The 18,162-nt window shown below is 61.5% G+C and carries 16 protein-coding genes and 1 tRNA gene; 9 read left to right on the top strand and 8 right to left on the bottom strand.

Going from position 1 to position 18,162, the window contains the following annotated elements; all coding sequences use genetic code 11:
• Positions 1-2 precede the first annotated feature (2 nt).
• Genes EI983_RS12720 through EI983_RS12695 form a run of 6 tightly spaced genes read right to left on the bottom strand, consistent with a single transcriptional unit; the run spans position 3 to position 5,705 of the window.
• Positions 3-1,139, bottom strand: coding sequence for an acyl-CoA dehydrogenase family protein (locus tag EI983_RS12720; protein ID WP_157707752.1), 1,137 nt, complete (start codon positions 1,137-1,139; stop codon positions 3-5).
• The gene (locus tag EI983_RS12715) at positions 1,136-2,092 is read right to left on the bottom strand and encodes a branched-chain amino acid ABC transporter permease (RefSeq protein ID WP_157707751.1); all 957 of its coding nucleotides are present in this window, start codon (positions 2,090-2,092) and stop codon (positions 1,136-1,138) included. Before EI983_RS12715 ends, EI983_RS12720 begins: the two co-directional genes overlap by 4 nt.
• The gene (locus tag EI983_RS12710) at positions 2,092-2,949 is read right to left on the bottom strand and encodes a branched-chain amino acid ABC transporter permease (RefSeq protein WP_157707750.1); all 858 of its coding nucleotides are present in this window, start codon (positions 2,947-2,949) and stop codon (positions 2,092-2,094) included. Before EI983_RS12710 ends, EI983_RS12715 begins: the two co-directional genes overlap by 1 nt.
• Before the next feature lie 55 nt (positions 2,950-3,004).
• Positions 3,005-4,204, bottom strand: coding sequence for an ABC transporter substrate-binding protein (locus tag EI983_RS12705; RefSeq protein WP_157707749.1), 1,200 nt, complete (start codon positions 4,202-4,204; stop codon positions 3,005-3,007).
• Positions 4,205-4,236: 32 nt separating this feature from the next.
• Positions 4,237-4,938, bottom strand: a complete 702-nt coding sequence (locus EI983_RS12700; RefSeq protein ID WP_157707748.1) for an ABC transporter ATP-binding protein — start codon at positions 4,936-4,938, stop codon at positions 4,237-4,239.
• A complete protein-coding gene (locus EI983_RS12695) occupies positions 4,938-5,705 on the bottom strand; it encodes an ABC transporter ATP-binding protein (protein ID WP_157707747.1) in 768 nt (255 codons plus the stop codon). Before EI983_RS12695 ends, EI983_RS12700 begins: the two co-directional genes overlap by 1 nt.
• Before the next feature lie 141 nt (positions 5,706-5,846).
• Between EI983_RS12695 and EI983_RS12690 the strand changes: the two genes are divergently transcribed.
• On the top strand, positions 5,847-6,767 hold the full coding sequence (locus EI983_RS12690; RefSeq protein ID WP_157707746.1) for a LysR substrate-binding domain-containing protein: 921 nt from the start codon (positions 5,847-5,849) through the stop codon (positions 6,765-6,767).
• Between the two features lie 215 nt (positions 6,768-6,982).
• Here the strand turns inward: EI983_RS12690 and EI983_RS12685 are convergent, their stop codons facing one another.
• Positions 6,983-9,166, bottom strand: a complete 2,184-nt coding sequence (locus EI983_RS12685) for a LuxR C-terminal-related transcriptional regulator (RefSeq protein ID WP_157707745.1) — start codon at positions 9,164-9,166, stop codon at positions 6,983-6,985.
• Here EI983_RS12685 and EI983_RS12680 point away from each other — a divergent pair.
• From EI983_RS12680 to EI983_RS12660, 6 genes are all read left to right on the top strand, one after another.
• Positions 9,127-9,540 carry a nuclear transport factor 2 family protein gene (locus EI983_RS12680; protein ID WP_157707744.1) on the top strand — a complete coding sequence of 138 codons (414 nt, stop codon included), beginning with the start codon at positions 9,127-9,129 and terminating at the stop codon, positions 9,538-9,540. The genes EI983_RS12685 and EI983_RS12680 overlap by 40 nt on opposite strands.
• Positions 9,540-10,718 carry an MFS transporter gene (locus tag EI983_RS12675; RefSeq protein ID WP_157707743.1) on the top strand — a complete coding sequence of 393 codons (1,179 nt, stop codon included), beginning with the start codon at positions 9,540-9,542 and terminating at the stop codon, positions 10,716-10,718. The genes EI983_RS12680 and EI983_RS12675 overlap by 1 nt, the downstream gene beginning before the upstream one ends.
• Positions 10,715-11,119 (top strand): amino acid synthesis family protein, encoded by a 405-nt coding sequence (locus tag EI983_RS12670; protein WP_246162165.1) that lies wholly within the window; start codon positions 10,715-10,717, stop codon positions 11,117-11,119. The genes EI983_RS12675 and EI983_RS12670 overlap by 4 nt, the downstream gene beginning before the upstream one ends.
• Before the next feature lie 28 nt (positions 11,120-11,147).
• Complete coding sequence (locus tag EI983_RS19355) at positions 11,148-11,261, top strand: amino acid synthesis family protein (RefSeq protein ID WP_246162409.1); 114 nt, start codon at positions 11,148-11,150, stop codon at positions 11,259-11,261.
• A 705-nt stretch (positions 11,262-11,966) separates the two neighbouring features.
• Positions 11,967-12,040, top strand: a tRNA-Gly gene (locus tag EI983_RS12665).
• Positions 12,041-12,267: 227 nt separating this feature from the next.
• The gene (locus EI983_RS12660) at positions 12,268-14,064 is read left to right on the top strand and encodes an ABC transporter transmembrane domain-containing protein (protein WP_157707742.1); all 1,797 of its coding nucleotides are present in this window, start codon (positions 12,268-12,270) and stop codon (positions 14,062-14,064) included.
• A gap of 54 nt (positions 14,065-14,118) precedes the next feature.
• Here EI983_RS12660 and EI983_RS12655 read toward each other — a convergent pair whose 3' ends face one another.
• Positions 14,119-14,751, bottom strand: a complete 633-nt coding sequence (locus EI983_RS12655; RefSeq protein ID WP_198389293.1) for a TetR/AcrR family transcriptional regulator — start codon at positions 14,749-14,751, stop codon at positions 14,119-14,121.
• A 124-nt stretch (positions 14,752-14,875) separates the two neighbouring features.
• Between EI983_RS12655 and EI983_RS12650 the strand changes: the two genes are divergently transcribed.
• The gene (locus EI983_RS12650; protein WP_157707740.1) at positions 14,876-16,948 is read left to right on the top strand and encodes an FAD-dependent oxidoreductase; all 2,073 of its coding nucleotides are present in this window, start codon (positions 14,876-14,878) and stop codon (positions 16,946-16,948) included.
• On the top strand, positions 16,945-18,153 hold the full coding sequence (locus EI983_RS12645; protein ID WP_157707739.1) for an aromatic ring-hydroxylating oxygenase subunit alpha: 1,209 nt from the start codon (positions 16,945-16,947) through the stop codon (positions 18,151-18,153). Before EI983_RS12650 ends, EI983_RS12645 begins: the two co-directional genes overlap by 4 nt.
• Positions 18,154-18,162 lie beyond the last annotated feature (9 nt).

Here is an 18,162-nt window from a genome sequence, read left to right as displayed (position 1 = left end):
GATTACCTCTTGGAAATGTCGGTGCCGGACCGGGTGAGCCGCGCCACCCGGTCACGCAGGATGTGGGTTGCGCCATCGGTGAAGCCGGCCACCTGAGCGGCCGCCAGATGGCGGGTGAAGCAGTATTCAGGCAGCAGACCTGCGGCGCCCATGGCATGCAGCATCTGCGGGATGTGGCGCTGCGCAGCTTCGACCGCGGCGATCTTGGCCTGGGCGGCGGCCAGTTGCGCATCTTGTCCCGCCTCGATTTGCGCCACGGCTCTGGCTGTGAGCGCGTGCGCTGCGGCCAGATCGGTCTCGGCCGCGCCCAGCGGCTGCCGCCATGCGGCATGCTGGTCCAGGGGCTTGCCAAAGCTCGTGCGGTGCGCGCCGTATTCCGCCGCTTCGCGGATGGCGGTCCCCAGCATGGCATTGCACATCGCCGCTACATAGCTGCGCGCGGCGTTGATTTCGTGCAGGATCGATTTGAACGCCCCGCCGGGTGGCAAAAGAAGCCCTTCGGCCACCACGTTGTCCAGAACGAAGCCCCCGGTGCCCATCGACGCTTGGGGAAATCCGGATGATATGGGAAAGCGGCGCACGGCAGGCTGACCCAGATCGACCAGAAAACCGCCAATGCCGCCTGCATCTCCGATTTGTCCGCATTGCGCGAAGACAACGGCCAGCCCCGCCTGCCGTCCGTTGACGATCCATTTCTTTTCGCCGTTGATGCGCCAGCCCTCGTTGGTTTCGGTGGCGCGGGTTGTGATGGCGGCAAAATCCGATCCGGCGCCGGGTTCGGTCAGGGCGGTGCAGGCGCTGACCTCACCCGACAGAAGGCGCGGGAGCCAGGCATCGCGCAGCGCGTCCGGTGCCGACAGGCACAGGCGCAGGCCGACATTCTGGGTGTTGACCAGCGACATGGCAAAACCGAAATCGACAGCGGCCAGCGCCGCGCAGGCCTCAACGAGGGTAGTGAAGCCGCAGCCCAACCCGCCATGTTCGGCCGGAGTGGTGATCCCGGTCAGCCCGATCGCCGCCGCATCGCGGGTCAGCTGCGGGTCGGGGTCCTCTCCCAGCGCCCAACTCTGTGCCGCCTGCGCCACGGGGCCCTCGGCAAAGGCCGTGACCCGGCCCAGAAACGTCTCGGCACCGCTCATGACCGCCCGCCCCGGAACCGCGCCCAGAGGTCACCGACGACACCAACAATGCCGCGCGGCATGAAAATGGTCGCCAGCACCAGAACCAGCCCATAAAGGATCAGGCGGAAACTGTCGGCAAAGCGCAGGTATTCCGGCAGAAAAACCACGAAGAACGCGCCAATCACAGGCCCTGCAATGGTGCCTGATCCGCCAATGATCACCGCGAGGATTGCATCCAGAGATTGCGCGACGCCGAAGATCTCGGGATTGATGAAGCTTTGGTAGTGGGCATAGACCGCACCGGCCAGCCCGGCATACATGGCCGAGGCGACAAAGGCGAAAAGCTTGTATTTCCATGCTGGAATGCCGACCGCGCCCACCAGATCCTCGTTCTGGCGAATTGCGATCAGGATCTGCCCGATCCGGCTGCGTACGATCAGCGCGGCCAGACCTGTCATCAGCATCGCGATGATCAGCACGAAATAGTAATAGGTTTCGCGGTCGCGCCAGTTCAGAAGGCCGTCCTTCCCACCGGGCTTGGGGATGCCGGTGATGCCTGCCTCGCCCTGGGTCAGGTCATGCCAGTTCATCAACACGATGAAGATCACCAGGTTGAAGGCCAGTGTGACAATGGCGAAGTAATGTCCCTTGACCCGCAGGCTGGGATAACCGGTCGCCAGTGCAAACACCGCCGTGACCAGCGGGGCCAGCAAGATTGTCAGCCAGACAGGCAAGTCGTAGTGCAATCCCATCAGGGCGGTCGAATATGCGCCGATGCCCATGAACCCGGCCTGCACGATGGTGACATAGCCGGTGTAGCCCTGGATCATGTTCTGGCCCTGAGCCGCGATCACCCAGATAAGCGCGAGGATCGACAGGTGCAGGTAATACTTGACCGAAATCAGCTGCGGCAACAGGACAAAGCCCAAAAGCGCCGCCAGCCAAAGGATATGTTTGCCACTCAGTCGCATCACGCTTTCCCCATCAGGCCCTGCGGGCGGACAAGCAGCACAAGGATCATGATGATAAAGGCAATCACGTCCTTGTAGGCCGAGGAGATGAAGCCCGCTGCGAGCGCCTCGGTAATGCCAAGGACAAGCCCGCCGATGACCGCGCCAGGGATCGAGCCCAGCCCGCCCAGCACGAGAACCGCAAAGCCCTTGACCACCAGCCCCTCGCCGATGCCCGGGGCAATGGCAAAGAGGGCGCCCACCATCACCCCGGCGCAAACGCCCAACGCTGTGGAGATCGAAAACACCACCAGCGGGATCGTGTTGACATTCACCCCCATCAGGATCGCCGCATCGCGATTTTCAGCCACGGCGCGGATTGCCTGGCCGGTCTTGGTTTTCTCGACAAAGACCGTCATGGCCGCGATCAGCAGTGCGGCGGCAAGAATGACATACAGCCGAAGCTCGGGGATGGTCACGCCGCCTATGTTGAACACCCGGTTCAGATTGGTCGGGATGACCACCTGTTCATGGCCGAAGAATTCCAGGTTCAGCCCCTCGACCATCATTGTCAGACCAAGCGCCACGATGAAGGCGTTGATATGGCTTGCGTTGCGCACCGGGCGATAGGCCAGAAGTTCGATCAGCAGACCCAGCACCAGCCCGACCACCAACGCGATGGCAATGGCCGCGAGCAGCGGGAGCCCCCACATCACCACAAGGAAAAAGGTCAGATAGCCACCGAACATCGACACCGAGCCATGCGCGAAATGGGCGATGCCCAGGATGCCGAACACCGTGGTCAGCCCAAGTGCGATCAGCACATAGACACCGCCGATGGCCATGCCGTTGATGATTTGCTGGAAGATCTCGATCATATCCGCCGTCCTGAAAGGGCGGCGCGGGATTGCGTCCCGCGCCGCCGGGGTTGCATCAGTCGATGGTGCTCAGGAAGGCCGAATAGGCCGCGGCATCCGAGGGCAGGTCCTGCACGAAGACCCAGTTCCCGTTCTGCCACTGAAACGCCCCGTTCGAGGTGTAGGCCTGGCCATTTACGTCAAACATCTTGCCGTCCACCGGCAGGTACTGCATCACCACCTCGTCCGGAACGGGCAGCTCGCGCAGGGCGGCGGCCACCGCTTCGGTGTCCTCGACCGTGCCGGCCGCCTCGATCGCATCCTTCAGCGCATAGGTCTGATCATAGGCATAGGGCGAGCTTGGCGACGGGGCGATGCCGTATTTCTCGGAATAGTTCTTGTGATAGGCGATGCCGTTATCGCTGGCCGACAGCAGCGTAAGCTCCGTTGGTCGCAGGTCCCAGACACCTTCCATCTGCTCTGAAGTGGCCACACGCAGGAATTGCTCTTCGGACCCCGAGGTGAAGCCATAGCGCGGCACATCGATGCCCAGTTCAACCGCCTGACGATAGATGAAGGCGGCCGGTTCCACATAACCGACAACAAGGATCGCATCGGGGCCAAGTTCGCGAATCTTGGTGAGCTGCGGGGTCATGTCCCGGTCTTTCAGGCCAAAGCTTTCGCGGGTGATGATCTCGCCCCCGGCCTTTTCCAGCTCTTTCTCGAAGGCATCGACATAGCTGGCATAGAACCCGATATCGAGCGCCCCCAGCACGGCCACTTTCTTGTGGCCTTTCTGCGCCACGAACGTCCCGGCCGCTGCGCCTGTGTAATCCGCCGGCGGGCGGGTCCGGGTGAGGTTGGGAATCTCGCGCGTGGTGATCGAGCGCTCGGCGGCATTGCCGACCAGCATCACCGCATCCTCATTTTCGATGAACGAGGCCACCGCCCCTGTAGCGCCGGAACAGCAGAAGCCCAGAATGAACTTCACGCCATCGCGGTCCAAAAGCTTGCGGACCGAGTTCGACGCCTCGGTGGGGTTGGCCTTGTCGTCATAGGCGATGACATTCAGCATATAGGTATCGTCGCCCACCGTGATGCCGCCCGCGGCATTGATTTCTTCCGCGGCCATTTTCACCGCGTTGGCCTGTGGCAGGCCATAGACCGCTGCACCGCCGGTCAAGGCATCGCTGACCCCGATATCCAGCGTCTTTTCCGCGGCAAATGCCGCAGTTCCAGCCAACGCAAAGGCGGCTGCCAGTGTTCCCAGTTTCATAGTGTCTCCTCCCAGTTCCTGGTTTTGCCCGATCAGTGGCCGAGATAGGCCTTGACCACCTCCGGATGTGATTGCAGTTCCTTGCCCGTGCCGCTCAGCACAATCTCGCCGGCCTCGAACAGATAGGCCCGGTCGGCCAGCCGCAGCGCCATGAGCGAGTTTTGTTCAACCAGCAGGATGGTTTTGCCCATCTTCTTGATCCGGTCGATGGTTTCGCCCACTTCCGCCACGATCTTGGGGGCAAGCCCCAGCGACGGTTCGTCGAAAATGCACAGGCGGGGCCGCGCCATGAGCGCGCGGGCGATGGCCAGCATTTCCTGCTCTCCGCCCGACAAAGTGCCCGCCGCCTGACTGGCGCGTTCCCGCAGGATCGGGAACATGTCCATCATCTCTTCCAGGTCGCTGGCCTGCTCGCCATCTGTGCGGGCATAGGCGCCCATTGCGAGGTTCTGAACCGTGCTCATCTGCGGAAAGACCTGACGGCCCTCGGGGCACATGGTGATACCGGCCCGCACAATCTTGTGGCCGCTCTGGTTGGTGATGTCCTGCCCTTCGAATGTGATCGTGCCCGCTTTGGCCGGAACCAGCCCGCAGATCGCCTTGAGCGTCGAAGACTTGCCCGCGCCGTTCGCCCCGATAAGTGCCACGCATTCCCCTTCGTTGACTTCAAGGCTGATGCCGTGGATCACTTCGATCGGGCCGTAGCTGACCCTGAGGTCCGAAACCTTCAGCATCACACCGCCTCCCCGAGATAGGCGTCGATCACGGCCTGGTTGTTGCGGATCTCCTCAGGCGTGCCTTCAGCGATTTTGGAGCCGAAATTCAGCACCACGATCCGGTCGCAGACCTCCATGATCAGGGCCATGTGATGTTCGATGACCAGAACCGACACACCGGTATCGCGAATGCTGCGGATCAGGCTGGACAGGGCCTGCCTCTCGTGGCTGACCAGCCCGGCCGCCGGTTCGTCCAGCAGGATCACCTTGGGCTGCGCGGCCAGCGCCGTGGCGATCATAAGGAAACGCTGTTCCGCGGCGGTGATCGTGGCGACCCGGTTATCGGCCACATCGTTCAGCCCGGTCAGTTCCAGAATATCCTCGATGCGCTGCGTCACCGCCTCGTCCTCGCCGGGATGACGCCCGATACCAAAGACAGACGACAGCGGATGTGAATGCAGGGTGACATTGCAGCCTAGTCGGATCTGTTCGCGCACGGTGAATTCCGGGAAAATGCTGGCGGTCTGAAAGGTGCGTGCCAGCCCCATCGAGACACGCTCGTATTCCGGCAGGGTCTGGATATGTCCGCCCGCCAGCAGGATTTCGCCCGATGTCACCGGGTAGACCCCCGCAAGCGCATTGACCGTGGTCGACTTGCCCGACCCGTTCGGCCCGATCAGCCCGAGGATTTCGCCCGGCTCAACGCGGAATGACAGATCGCGAACGGCATGGACGCCGCCGAACGACTTACAGAGATTTTGCACCTGCAAAACGGCCGTGGTCACAGTGTCCTCCCCCCTGCCTGATCAGCAGTTGCGGGCAGCATAGACCGCGAAACCCGTGTGGCGAAAATCGAATGTTTGGGTCTTGCCATCTAATAATTAGATTGCCAAAGTCAGGGAAAGCAGACGCTCGGATGTTTTTAAATGCCTGTGGTAATCCGAAATATTAATTCTATTCAAGTGTTTAATGCGGTTGCTGATGTGCAGAACGTAACCCGTGCCGCGCAGCTTCTGAATTCCAGCCAAAGCGCCGTCAGCTATCACATCAAAAAATTGGAAGCAGAACTCGACACGGCGTTGTTCCGCAGAAGCGCCTCGGGGCTTGAACTGACCGAGGCCGGTTCGATCCTGGCCGGCCATGTCGCGCGCGGGCTCGAAGCGATCCGCACCGGTATCGACCAGGCGGCGAGCCGCGCGGGTTCCATCGAATTGGCGCTGTTGCCGATGTTCGCGAGCCGCTGGCTATCCTCGCGGCTGGGCGGGCTGCTCGAAGCCAATCCCGGCGTGCAGTTGTCGATCAAGAATCACAACAACAACTACGCCCATATGGCCAACCCGGAACGTTTTGCCGATCTCGGCATCCAATGGGGACGCGGGAGCTGGAGCAATTTCGAAGTGACCAAGCTCTGGCCTGAACGGCTTGTCGTTGTTTGCAGCCCGGCCTATCTGGCCGCCCATCCGATCCGGGAGCCGTCTGATCTGGCAAGCTGTACCTTGCTGCATGTGGATGACACGCGAATGTGGGAGGAATGGTTTGCAGACAATGACGTTCAGCTGCCGGAAACCCGGTCTCAAATGATGTTGGAGGACAGGCATTTCCAGCTCAGTTCGACAATCAACGGCCTGGGTATTTCGCTTTTCGCGTCCTGGGCAGTGCAATCGGAACTCGAACGCGGTGATCTTGTAAATCCGTTCGACCGGACCTTTGGCACATCCTTTGCCTATCACCTGATCATACCGCAGAATGCGGATCTGTCGCCCTCGGCAAAGGCATTCCACGACTGGCTGCTGAAAACCAGTAGAAGTGCACGGCCAGTCGGCCAACCGGCGACCCGCCACTCCTGAGGGCTGCGAGAGGAACCGGAACCACTTTTATCGCCGTATAAGCCGAGGTGTTTGCCGGTAGTGACATAAGTGTTTCGGGCGACTTTGCGGCCCGACCGAACGAAACCCGAAAAGTCGCATGACGTCCGGACCAGCAACAGGCTGCACTTTAACTTCGACGCATTGCCAGTATTTCAGTGGTCTGATTTCAGAGAACAACGTCAACGCGAACAGCTCTAATGCAAGCCGGCCTTTCTCATCGCCGCATCCAACCTTCGCATGTCTGCTTCATTTTTGAACGGGCGCGTTTGTACCCGGTAGGATTGCGCGCTTTGGCCAAATTGTTTGCGGTAGCTCCTTGTTGTCTGCTCATGGCCGTTGTCACCGGCGAGTGCCTGACAGGCCGCCGTCCAGGCGAGTTCCCATTGCAGGGGCTCTTGCACCGCCTTCAGCGCGGTCAGTGCCTCGTCGTAGCGCCCCAGATGCAGGTAGGCATGGCCCAGCATCCCCAGTTGGCGATCGGCATGAAGCGGGTCAAGTGTCACGGCGCGCTGAAACAAGCTGACCGCGTCCTCGAAATCTCCATTGTAAAACCGGCCCAGGCCAGCCCGGGATACGACATAGGCATCGTAAGGCGCGCGCCCCAACGCGAGGTCAAAGCTCGTATTCGCTTCGCTATGACAGCGCTTGTAAAGCGCCACGACGCCGGACGCGGTGAGTGACCAAGCGTCCTCCGCGTCCAGCGACAGGGCCTTGCGCGCGTGGGTCTCGGCGATATCCAGCAATTCTGTCGTGTCGCTGTTCCAGAACCATTCGCGCACATAGGTGATCGCAAGGGCTGCTTCGGCCCGCGCGAAGCCGGGGTCCAACGTCACCGCATTCTGAAAATGTTGTCTGGCCTTGAAATAGCCCGCCTCGTGATGCGCGTGGTGATGCTCCAACCCAAGGAGAAACTGATCGAGCGCATGCGGGCTTCGATCCCCGCGCGCTTTCGCTGCGGCAAGAAACGATCGTTCCGTGCGGGTGCCGATGGCCGCACACAACCTCAGGATGAGGCTTTCAAGTAACCCGGATGTGCCTGTGTTGTCGTAGGTTAGGATGTCTTGATAGATTGCGGCGGGCCGTCCGGCTTCGTGGAGATCAAGCGACATGCGATATCGACCCGCGCCGAGGCTTCTGACCGAACCGGATGCGACAAAGCGGGCGCCCAGATACTCAGCGCATTGCAAGACGGACTGATCCTTCAATCTCGGCGAAAAACTGGATGTCTGGTTGATCACTCGAAACAGAGGGTGGCTCGCAAGCTCCATCGACAATCCGGCAGCGACCTGCCGACCCAAACGGTGCGCGTCTTCGTCCGTTTCATCGGCGGCGCGAAAGGGCAGGACAGCAAGCAGCGGAGGGACTGAAGCAGCGGCAGGCTCGGGCGGGATATCGGAATGGTCCAGTGTTGCCTTCAGGCGGGCGTTCTCGATGGCAATCGCCGCCTGGTCTGCGAAAAGTTGCGCAAGCTCAAGGCTACGGTCCTGAAACGGGTGAACCCGGGTCCGGTAGATCGTGAAGACGCCCAAAAGCCGGGTGCCTGACATCATCGGGATTGCCACAAACGACCGCGCCTTGCCCAAATCCGCGGTTGCGATGCGTAGCGGTGCGCCGGATTGGTAGATGTCTTCGGCGCGGACATCCGCGATGTTCACGGTCGACAAACGCGTAGCGACCCGTCCAAGTCCTGTATCCGCATCCACGGAAAAGGCCCCCTGATCGGTCAGCCAGGCCGCGAAGCGCTCGGGAATGTTGCGCGACTGCTGCGCCCGAAAGCGAAGCCCGCCGCAATATTCGAACAGAATGCCGAACTCTGCCTCGCATAGTTCAAGCGTGTGATCGAGCACGGCAGCAATCACCGACGGCAGGTCATGGCCCTGTTGGCTGATAATCCGCAGTACACGCGCCAAAACACGTTCGCGCCGCATCGCTTCGTCCAGTTCCAGCGAGAGTTCTGCAATCAGATCCGCGTCGTCGCGGGATGTCGAAGCGCTATCCCCGGTCGGGCTCAGAGCACTCAAAAGCTCCATCCGCGATGTCACGCCGAGCTTGCGGTAGACGGTCCTCAAATGCGTGCGGACCGTCGAAGGCGCAATTTTCAGATGACGCGCGATCTCTTTGTAGGTCTGTCCATCCACATAGGCCGCCGCAACCTCCAACTCGCGATCGCTGAGTTGTTCACTCATTTGTCTTTCCGCGCCCCCCTCCCGCAATGCGATCCGAGCCGTCGTTATACCACATTCTACCACATCGGATGCTGCATCTGACCGATATCCGGGGCCAGAGGTCTCTGCAAATATCACTGGACCGACCAACGCAAAGATCAGGAGCGATTTTAATGACGACCAGCGAAACAGCCACTGTTTTCTTCGAGGCATGCGAAACCGGCAAGGGGTGGTCCGCCTGCCAAGCCTGGTGCCGCGATGGTGCGACCTTTGCCTGCCAGGCCGATGCGCTTGCCGATATCAAGACGCTTGCGGACTATTGCGAGTGGATGAAGAACTTGCTGACGCCTGTTCCGGATGGGCGCTATGTGTTGACGGGCTTTGCAGTAGATGAGGCGCGCAGCACTGCGATCGCGACAGCCGAGTTTCACGGCACCCAGACGGGCCAAGGAGGTCCGGTGCCACCCACCGGAAAGGCCGTGGTTTCGGATTACGCTTACGTTATGCGGTTCGACGGCGAAAAAATCACCCATATGACAAAAATCTGGAACGATGTCCAAGCGCTGCGCGGTTTGGGCTGGGCGTGATGTGCTGGCGGATCCTTGTCCTTCTGTTCTTGGCTCGGATCGCGCTGGGCTTTCAATTTCAGGCTCTGGCGTCCGTCAGCGATGAACTCGTCGCGGTTTTGGGGGTGGATTACGCCAGCGTGGGTCTTTTGGTCGGACTGTTCATGGCTCCGGGTCTCGTGCTGGCACTTCCCGCAGGTTATCTCGGGCGCATGGTCGCAGACCGCGAGATGGTCGTGATGGGATTGGTCGCGCTGGCCCTAGGCGGCCTTGTGTCTTCGATGGCGTCAAGCAGTGTTGGTGTTGGCCTGGGCCGTGTGATCGCGGGGGTCGGGTTCCTCTTTACGACGCTTTACTTCACCAAGATGGTGACGGATTGGTTCGAAGGGCGGGCGATTGCAACTGCGATGAGTATCCTCGTGATGTCCTGGCCTTTTGGGATCGCAATGGGGCAGGTGGGGCATGCCTGGCTCGCGATGACCTTCGACTGGCGCGCGCCCTTCCTGGTGGCCTCGGCCTATTGTCTGATTGCAGCCATCGCGGTGTTTTTCCTTTACCGTACACCTGAACCGCGCGGCCAGTCAGCCCCTGCCAACACTATGCGGTTGAACAGGCAGGAATGGTATCTGGTGTTCTGCGCAGCGGCAGCCTGGGGCGTGTTTAACGCAGCTTACGTAACCTATTTGACGTTCGGGCCCAAGGTGCTGGAAGCAAGCGGTGTTCCGGGTTTGACAGCCGCAGGCGTCATCAGCATAGGCAGTTGGTTGATGATCGCTTCGGGTGTGATCTGCGGTCTGATCGTCGATCGCTTCGGACGCCGGGATATGATCCTGTCGGTTTGCATGGTCGGCGCTGTGGTCGCTCTCTGGATGCTGAGCCTGCCTGGTGCGGGGGTTGCGGCGAGCCTGATCTTCGGTCTTGTCGGCATGGCCCCTGCGGGGGTGATCATGGCCCTGGCCGGAATGGCGCTTCGGCCGCAGGTGCACGCGTTTGGAATGGGCATCTTCTTCACCGTCTATTACGCCTTCATGCTGGCCACACCCCCTGTTGCCGGTGCCATTCTTGACGCCACCGGTCGCCCGCAGGGCTCGATCCTGCTGGCCATGGTCCTCTTTGCAAGTGTCGTACCCTGCGCGCTGGCATTCACCTTTATCAAATCTCGCCCAAGTCGGGCAGGCCGAACGGGACAGGTGGCATGATCGTGCGCAAGACCATCTTTATCAGAGAAACGCTCACCGCTGACGAAATGGGCCGCAAAAGCGATCCGGCGACGCGTGTCGCGGCGATGGCGGTCGTTCGGAACCCCTTCGCAGGACAGGACCAAACCGATTTGTCCGATCTGTTCGATGTCGCGGCGAAGCTTGGCACAAGCTTGTCCAGAGAACTTGTTCTGATGCTGCCGCGCGCCGCGGTGAGCTATGGAAAGGCTGCGCTTGTCGGAGTGGCAGGCACAATGGAACACGGCGCCGCCGTTTTGCATCCCAAGCTGGGTGCGCCGATGCGGGCGTCGATCGGGGGCGGCAAAGCTCTGATACCAGCCAACCACAAGATCGGTTCGGTAGGGGACCGGATCGACCTGCCGCTTGGTCACAAAGGATGACCCGTGGGCCTTTGATTTCATTGACACGATGACGCTCAGCATCGCCGATGCCCCGCGCGCCGATGAGTTGATCCTGTGTATGGCGCTGTCTGATGGCACGCGCATTCACCCCAGAGTGGGGTCCAGACCTTCCAAAACATGACCCTGGCGCTCAAACCAGAGATCAGGATCGCCGCGATGTTGCGGGCAGAGAAGTCCTGAGCAGCATCGACCGCTCTTCACAGGCGATCCGCGAACCTAGCGGGTCCAAGCTGACAACCTGAGGATAGCGTGGCTCACAGATTTGAAAGTTATTTGCTTTGGGATGACTGGCACCAGCTGTCTACGCCAATCTCAATCGCGCCAATTGGCCTGCCTCTTATGCTCTGCAAGGGCTCCGCTCAGCAGGCCTTTTCCGCAACCATATCAACGGAAAGAAACAGGAACGGATTCTACACCTTAACGGCCCGGATCAGGGGGCTATTCCACTCATCCCCTTCGGGATGACATTGCTCTTGATGAATGGGCTGGGATAGTCCGCGTTGGTGAACTTGCTCGACATCCTTCACTCCCGAAGCGAGCCGTCTTGCAGGAGCTGTACCGTGTAGCGTTACACGATACGGTCCGCCTGTGGTTCGCGCCCTTCATACTTCGGTGTATGGCGCCTTTGATCGAGCATGGCGCTCGGTTGAACGGCGGCTTTTACGGTCGGCACGGGATGCGCCCGCAGAAGCGGCGAACTTCCGCTTCCCGCTCTTTTAAGGTAGCCCATCTCCTATACATGCGCTTTCAAAAGCGTCATTCTCGAGTCAGTTGGAGGTTCCACTTGACCTCGGAAAACGCCTGAAATAGTACAAGAAATCTCTGAGCGGGCGTTGTGTAGTGGTAAGACCTTAGCCTTCCAAGCTAATGACGCGGGTTCGATTCCCGCCGCCCGCTCCAGTGAATTCCTCCGGATCAAGCCTGAATGGGACGCGCCCTTGACTGCGCGTTCAAACCGCTGTTGCGAACCTTGGGCAAAGGCGCACGGATGCCTCGTAAGTCACTGAGGAAAAGGCATTTCCCGGCGTCTGTCCCGGCGCGTCCCGTGACCGGACAGATTGCCCTATTGACGCCACCCGCCCGCGCCGCCAAGACAGGGGGAAAGACACAAAGGACCCAAAGACTGTATGGTGCGCCAGACCCCAGAAAGCGCGGATGCGCAGGACCGCGAAAAATCCAAGAAAGTCAGTGCACTGGCTCACCTTTGGCCGTTTATCCTGCCGTACCGGATGCTCGCCGCGGCCGCGCTGATGGCGCTGGTGCTGACGGCGACTGTCTCGCTCATCCTGCCGATGGCCGTGCGCCGTGTGGTGGACAATTTCGGCACCCATGATGACGCCATCCTCGATCTCTATTTTGCGGCGGCGGTGGGTATCGCGGCCTTGCTCGCGATCGGGACGGGCTTGCGCTACATGCTTGTCACCCGGCTGGGTGAGCGTGTCGTGGCCGATATCCGGAAGGCGGTGTTCGACCGGGTGATCGGGCTGAGCCCGGCGTTTTTCGAGAAGACCATGACCGGCGAGGTCCTCAGCCGTATCACCACCGACACCACGCTTATCCTCAGCGTGATCGGATCCTCCGTTTCGATCGCCCTGCGCAACCTTCTGATCTTTGTCGGCGGTCTTGTTCTGATGCTGTTCACATCGGTCAAGCTCACCGGGATGGTGCTTTTGCTGGTGCCTCTGGTGATCGTGCCGATCCTCGTGCTGGGGCGGCGCCTGCGCGTCCTGAGCCGCGAGAACCAGGACTGGATTGCCGAAAGCTCGGGCAAAGCGTCCGAGGCGCTTTTGAGCGTGCAGACCGTGCAGGCCTTTACCCATGAGGGTGAAAGCCGGGCGCGGTTCTCGGATGTGACCGAGAAAAGCTTTGATGCGGCGCGCAGGCGGATCACCACAAGGGCGGTGATGACGGTGATCGTGATCTTTCTGGTCTTTACCGGCATTGTCGGTGTGCTGTGGATGGGCGCGCGGGATGTGCGCGCCGCAGACATGACTGCCGGTGCGCTGGTGCAGTTTGTCATTTACTCCGTGATGGTGGCGGGCTCTGTTGCCGCTTTGTCCGAGATCTGGGGAGAGTTGCAGCGTGCCGCCGGCGCGACCGAACGGCTGGTCGAGCTTTTGCGCGCCGAGGATCATGTCACCGACCCTGCTGAGCCGCTGCCCGTGCCGCAGCCCGCCCGCGGGGCGATCCGATTTGAGGATGTCAGTTTCAGCTATCCGTCGCGGCCCGGCAGTCCGGCGCTTGACCATCTCTCGATTGACATCGCACCGGGGGAAACGGTGGCGATTGTCGGCCCCTCTGGCGCCGGGAAGACCACGATCATTCAACTGATCCAGCGCTTTTACGATCCCGACCAGGGGCGGATCCTGCTGGACGGAGTCCCGCTTTCACAGATGAAACGGGTGGAGTTTCGTCAGGCGATGGCACTGGTGCCGCAGGATCCGGTGATCTTCGCCGCTTCGGCGCGCGACAATATCCGTTTTGGCCGTCTCGATGCCAGCGATGCCGAGATCGAAGCCGCCGCCCGCGCCGCCGCCGCGCATGACTTTATCGCGGCGCTGCCCGAGGGCTATGACAGCTTTGTCGGTGAACGTGGCGTGATGCTCTCGGGGGGGCAGAAGCAGCGGATCGCCATTGCCCGTGCTATTCTGCGGGATGCCCCGGTGCTGCTGCTGGATGAAGCGACATCGGCGCTCGATGCGGAAAGCGAGCGCGCGGTGCAACAGGCGGTCGATGCCATGGCGCGCAGCCGCACCACGGTGATCGTGGCGCACAGGCTGGCAACGGTGAAAAAGGCGGATCGGATCATCGTGATGGATCAGGGCCGGATCGTGGCGACCGGCACACATGACAGCCTTGTTGCCGAGGACGGGCTCTATGCCCGGCTGGCCCGCCTGCAATTCACCGGGGCCGAAGCCGCCTGACCGGTCTTGCTTCGGACAGGGCAGGGTAGGGCAGGACCGGGTAGGGCAGGGGTGTCAGAAACGCTCAGGGAACAGCCCGGCAAGGTATCTGCGGATCGCGCGCAGAGCATCGGTGCGTGAGAAGCGGCCGGTATTGGCGAGGTAATCCACGTAAACCCCTTCGAGCAGCGCCATCGTGCCATAGCTTGCATCCTGCGCCAGCGTTTCCGGGTCGGGTGCGCGCGTCTCCTTGGCGAGTTGACGGAATGCCCGCAAAAGCGCATCGCGCGCCAGCCCGCCACGGGTGCCGCATTCATGGGCGATCTCGGGGCTGGGGTTGGCGATGCCGCGAAAGGCATGCCAGATCCGGGCTGACCGCTCGTTCATCAGCGGGGCGCTCATCTCGGCCTCAATCGCGGTCAGGATCACGTCCGCCGGGTCGTCACCCGCGCAGGCAAGCTGCGTTTCCATCTCGGCGCTGAAGGACGCGCTGAAGGATTGCGCGGCGGCGATCAAAAGCTGGTCCTTGCCGCCGAAATGCAGGTGGATCATCCCGCGCGAGAGGCCTGCGCGCTCAATGATACGGCTGACGGTTGTTTCGGGCACGCCGATCTCGGCTATCAGATCGAGCGTGGCAGTGATCAGCGCCTCGCGGTGCCTCTCCGGATCGCGGCGCGCATGTTTCTGTTCTGGATCAGGTGCGGTCATCGGGCTCTCGAAACGGGGCGATACAGGCAGATTGACACGGGCAGGCGGCATATGCAATATTTAATGGACGCTCGTCCATTAGTGGCTTGCTCCCCCATTCCGCCAGTGAAAAGGACGCTATGCAATGTCAGATTCCAGCCGCTATTCGGTGCTGTTTGAGCCTGTGAAGATCGGAGCTGTGACGGCACCCAACCGCTTCTATCAGGTGCCTCACTGTAACGGCATGGGCCATGTCCGCCCCCGGGGGGAGGCGGCGAACCGGGGGATGAAAGCCGCCGGTGGCTGGGGTGTTGTGGCCACGCAGGAGACCGAGATTCACCCTACCTCCGATGTCTCGCCCTTTGCCGAGAACCGGCTGTGGGACGCGGCGGATATACCCGCCCTGCGGCTGATGACTGACGCGGTACACGAGCATGGCAGCCTTGCCGCGATCGAACTTGTCCATAACGGCAACCACGCGCAAAACCTGCTGAGCCGTGCGCCGATCCTGGCTCCGTCGGACATGTCGGTGGACTATCCGATCCCGAAACAGGCCCGCGCGATGGACAAGACCGATATCCGCAATCTGCGCCGCTGGCATCGCGAGGCTGCGCTGCGCGCGCGCGATGCGGGGTTTGACATCATCTATGTCTATGCCGGGCACAACATGACCATCGCGCAGCACTTCATGTTGCCGCATATGAACCAGCGGACAGATGAATATGGCGGCTCGCTTGAGAACCGCGTGCGGCTGACACGCGAGTTGCTGGAAGAAACCCATGAGGCCGTGGGTGACACCTGTGGCGTGGCGTTCCGCTTTGCCGTGGATGAGATGCTGGGCGCGGATGGCATGCAGGCGCAGGAAGAGGGCAGGGCGGTGGTCGAAATGCTCGCCGAGCTTCCCGACCTGTGGGATGTCAACGTGTGCGAATGGGCCAATGACTCCGTCACAACGCGGTTCCAGCCTGAGGATGGCTATCAGAATGAATATATCTCCTTCGTGAAATCGCTCACCACCAAGCCCGTGGTGGGCGTCGGGCGATTGGGTAATCCCGACCTGATGGTGTCGATGATAGGCAAGGGCATCGTCGACATGATCGGCGCGGCGCGGCCGTCGATTGCCGATCCGTTTCTGCCGAACAAGATCAGGGAAGGGAGGATCGAGGATATTCGCGAATGCATCGGCTGCAATATCTGCGTTTCGGCGGACAGCCTGGCGGTCTCGATCCGCTGCACCCAGAACCCGACACAGGGCGAGGAATGGCGGCGCGGCTGGCATCCGGAGGTGATTGCACCAAAAGCGAGCGATGCTGAGGCGCTTGTGGTTGGTGCCGGGCCCGCGGGCCTGGAATGCGCCATGCAACTGGCGCGGCGCGGCTATGAGGTGACGCTGGCCGAGGCCGGGGTCGAGCCAGGCGGGCGCGTGGCCCGCGAAAGCCGCCTGCCGGGCCTTGGGGCCTGGGCGCGCGTCGTGGATTACCGAATGCATGACCTCAGCCAGCGCGCCAATGCGCGGCTTTTCATGGAGAGCGCGCTTGACGCCGAACAGGTGGGTGAATTGGGCATCCCGCACGTATTCCTGGCCACCGGGGCGCATTGGCGGGCCGATGGCATCGGCCGCTCTACCCTACGCCGCCCGCCCGTGCTTGACGGCTCCGTGCCGGTCTTCACCCCCGATGACCTGATGGCCGGGCGTCTGCCGGAGGCGGGGCCGGTTCTGATCTATGACGATGATCACGGCTACATGGCGGGTGTCCTCGCCGAGCAACTGGCGCAGGCCGGGCTTGAGGTCATATTCGCAACCCCCGAGAGCATCGTGTCGCATTTCACCACACTCACGCTCGAGCAGCACCGGGTGCAGGCGCGGCTGATCGAATTGGGGGTCGATATCCGCTGCAATCACGTGTTGCGCGGGGTGCAGAGCGGACAGGCGCATCTGGCCTGCAGTTATTCCGACCGGGTGTCCCCGGTGGAGTGCGCCGCCGCCGTGCTTGTCACTGAGCGCCGCCGCGAGACCGCACTTTATGACGCGCTCAAGGACAGCGGCCTTGCGACGCTGGAACTGATCGGCGACGCCGCCATGCCCGCGCTGATCGCTGACGCGGTCTATTCGGGGCACATGGCGGCCCGCAATTTCGAACGCGACCCTGCCGAGGTGGACGCCGACTGGTTCCGCCGCGAAATCCCGAGCCTGACAGTAGAAGGAGGCCGCTCATGAGCTGCCCGGCAACGATCAAGCAGATCCTGAGAGACCACAAGGACGGCATGGCCATGCCGCGCGAGATGTATACATCCCGCGAGGTCTACGATCATGACATCGCAAGCTTCTGGAATCGCAGTTGGATTTGGGTGGGTCATATCTGTCAGTTGCCCGAACCGGGGGATTATTTCCTGTTCGACTACGGCCCGGAATCGATCATCATCGTGCGCGACCGCGAGGGCGAGATCCGCGCGCATCTGAACGTCTGCCGCCACCGGGGCAGCCGCGTCTGCGTCGAGCAATCGGGCCGCGCCCGCGCCTTCGTCTGCCCCTATCACGCCTGGACGTTCGAGCTGTCGGGCGAATTGCGCGCGGGGCGCGCCATGGGGCCGGATTTCGACCCGGGAGATTATGGTCTGTTCCCGGCGCAGGTTCGCATTTTCGAAGGGCTGATCTTCGTTTGCGCCAGCACTGACGCGCCCGAGATCGATGCAGGGCTTGCGCAGCTTGCCAAGCTCACAGCGCCGTTTGAGCTGGCCAATATGAAGATCGCGCATCAGGCGAATTACCCGGTGCCAGCCAATTGGAAGCTGGCGCAGGAGAATTATCTGGAATGCTATCACTGCGCGCCTGCGCATCTGGATTATGCCCGCTCGCACTCGCTGAAAAACCCGGCGGATGTCGAGGCGCTGATGCCTGCTCTGCTGGACCGGGCCGAAGCGGTGGGCCTGCCGCGCGAAACGATGTCGATTTCCTCTTACGAGGGCGGCCCGGTTGGGGCGGATGTCTATTATCGCCGCTACCCGCTTTTTGAAGGCTACCAGACCGGAAGCAAATCCGGCGCGCCGCTTGCCCCCCCGCTGGGGCGGCTGACAGGCCATGACGGCGGGGCCACGGATATCCAGGTGGGTCTAATCAATTTCTTCCTCGTCTATGCGGATCATCTGGTGGGCTATCGCTTTGTGCCGCGCGGGCTGCAGGAAACCGATATTCAGGTGGTCTGGATGGTGCGCGGCGATGCCGAGGAAGGGCGTGATTATGATATCGATGATCTCACCTGGCTGTGGCATGTCACCACGCTCGATGACGAGCGGATCATCCGGCACAATCAGGACGGGGTGAACTCACATTTCTTCCGACCCGGACCGTTGGCCGAGATGGAATGGGGCATTCGCCATTTCTATAATGGCTATCTGCGGATGATCGGTGCGGATCGGGGCTGAGCCCGCGGA

Origin of the sequence: Roseovarius faecimaris (assembly GCF_009762325.1) — a bacterium.
Classification (GTDB): Bacteria; Pseudomonadota; Alphaproteobacteria; order Rhodobacterales; family Rhodobacteraceae; genus Roseovarius; species Roseovarius faecimaris.
The sequence above is the reverse complement of the archived record's forward strand: the minus strand, read 5'-3'. Positions and strand labels throughout refer to the sequence as shown.

What these genes read in the sequence shown, in the direction of transcription:
- EI983_RS12720 (WP_157707752.1), bottom strand. Translation starts at nt 1,139, where the DNA reads ATGAGCGGTGCCGAGACGTTTCTGGGCCGGGTCACGGCCTTTGCCGAG.
- EI983_RS12715 (WP_157707751.1), bottom strand. Translation starts at nt 2,092, where the DNA reads ATGCGACTGAGTGGCAAACATATCCTTTGGCTGGCGGCGCTTTTGGGC.
- EI983_RS12710 (WP_157707750.1), bottom strand. Translation starts at nt 2,949, where the DNA reads ATGATCGAGATCTTCCAGCAAATCATCAACGGCATGGCCATCGGCGGT.
- EI983_RS12705 (WP_157707749.1), bottom strand. Translation starts at nt 4,204, where the DNA reads ATGAAACTGGGAACACTGGCAGCCGCCTTTGCGTTGGCTGGAACTGCG.
- EI983_RS12700 (WP_157707748.1), bottom strand. Translation starts at nt 4,938, where the DNA reads ATGCTGAAGGTTTCGGACCTCAGGGTCAGCTACGGCCCGATCGAAGTG.
- EI983_RS12690 (WP_157707746.1), top strand. Translation starts at nt 5,847, where the DNA reads ATGCCTGTGGTAATCCGAAATATTAATTCTATTCAAGTGTTTAATGCG.
- EI983_RS12680 (WP_157707744.1), top strand. Translation starts at nt 9,127, where the DNA reads ATGACGACCAGCGAAACAGCCACTGTTTTCTTCGAGGCATGCGAAACC.
- EI983_RS12685 (WP_157707745.1), bottom strand. Translation starts at nt 9,166, where the DNA reads ATGCCTCGAAGAAAACAGTGGCTGTTTCGCTGGTCGTCATTAAAATCG.
- EI983_RS12675 (WP_157707743.1), top strand. Translation starts at nt 9,540, where the DNA reads ATGTGCTGGCGGATCCTTGTCCTTCTGTTCTTGGCTCGGATCGCGCTG.
- EI983_RS12670 (WP_246162165.1), top strand. Translation starts at nt 10,715, where the DNA reads ATGATCGTGCGCAAGACCATCTTTATCAGAGAAACGCTCACCGCTGAC.
- EI983_RS19355 (WP_246162409.1), top strand. Translation starts at nt 11,148, where the DNA reads ATGACGCTCAGCATCGCCGATGCCCCGCGCGCCGATGAGTTGATCCTG.
- EI983_RS12660 (WP_157707742.1), top strand. Translation starts at nt 12,268, where the DNA reads ATGGTGCGCCAGACCCCAGAAAGCGCGGATGCGCAGGACCGCGAAAAA.
- EI983_RS12655 (WP_198389293.1), bottom strand. Translation starts at nt 14,751, where the DNA reads ATGACCGCACCTGATCCAGAACAGAAACATGCGCGCCGCGATCCGGAG.
- EI983_RS12650 (WP_157707740.1), top strand. Translation starts at nt 14,876, where the DNA reads ATGTCAGATTCCAGCCGCTATTCGGTGCTGTTTGAGCCTGTGAAGATC.
- EI983_RS12645 (WP_157707739.1), top strand. Translation starts at nt 16,945, where the DNA reads ATGAGCTGCCCGGCAACGATCAAGCAGATCCTGAGAGACCACAAGGAC.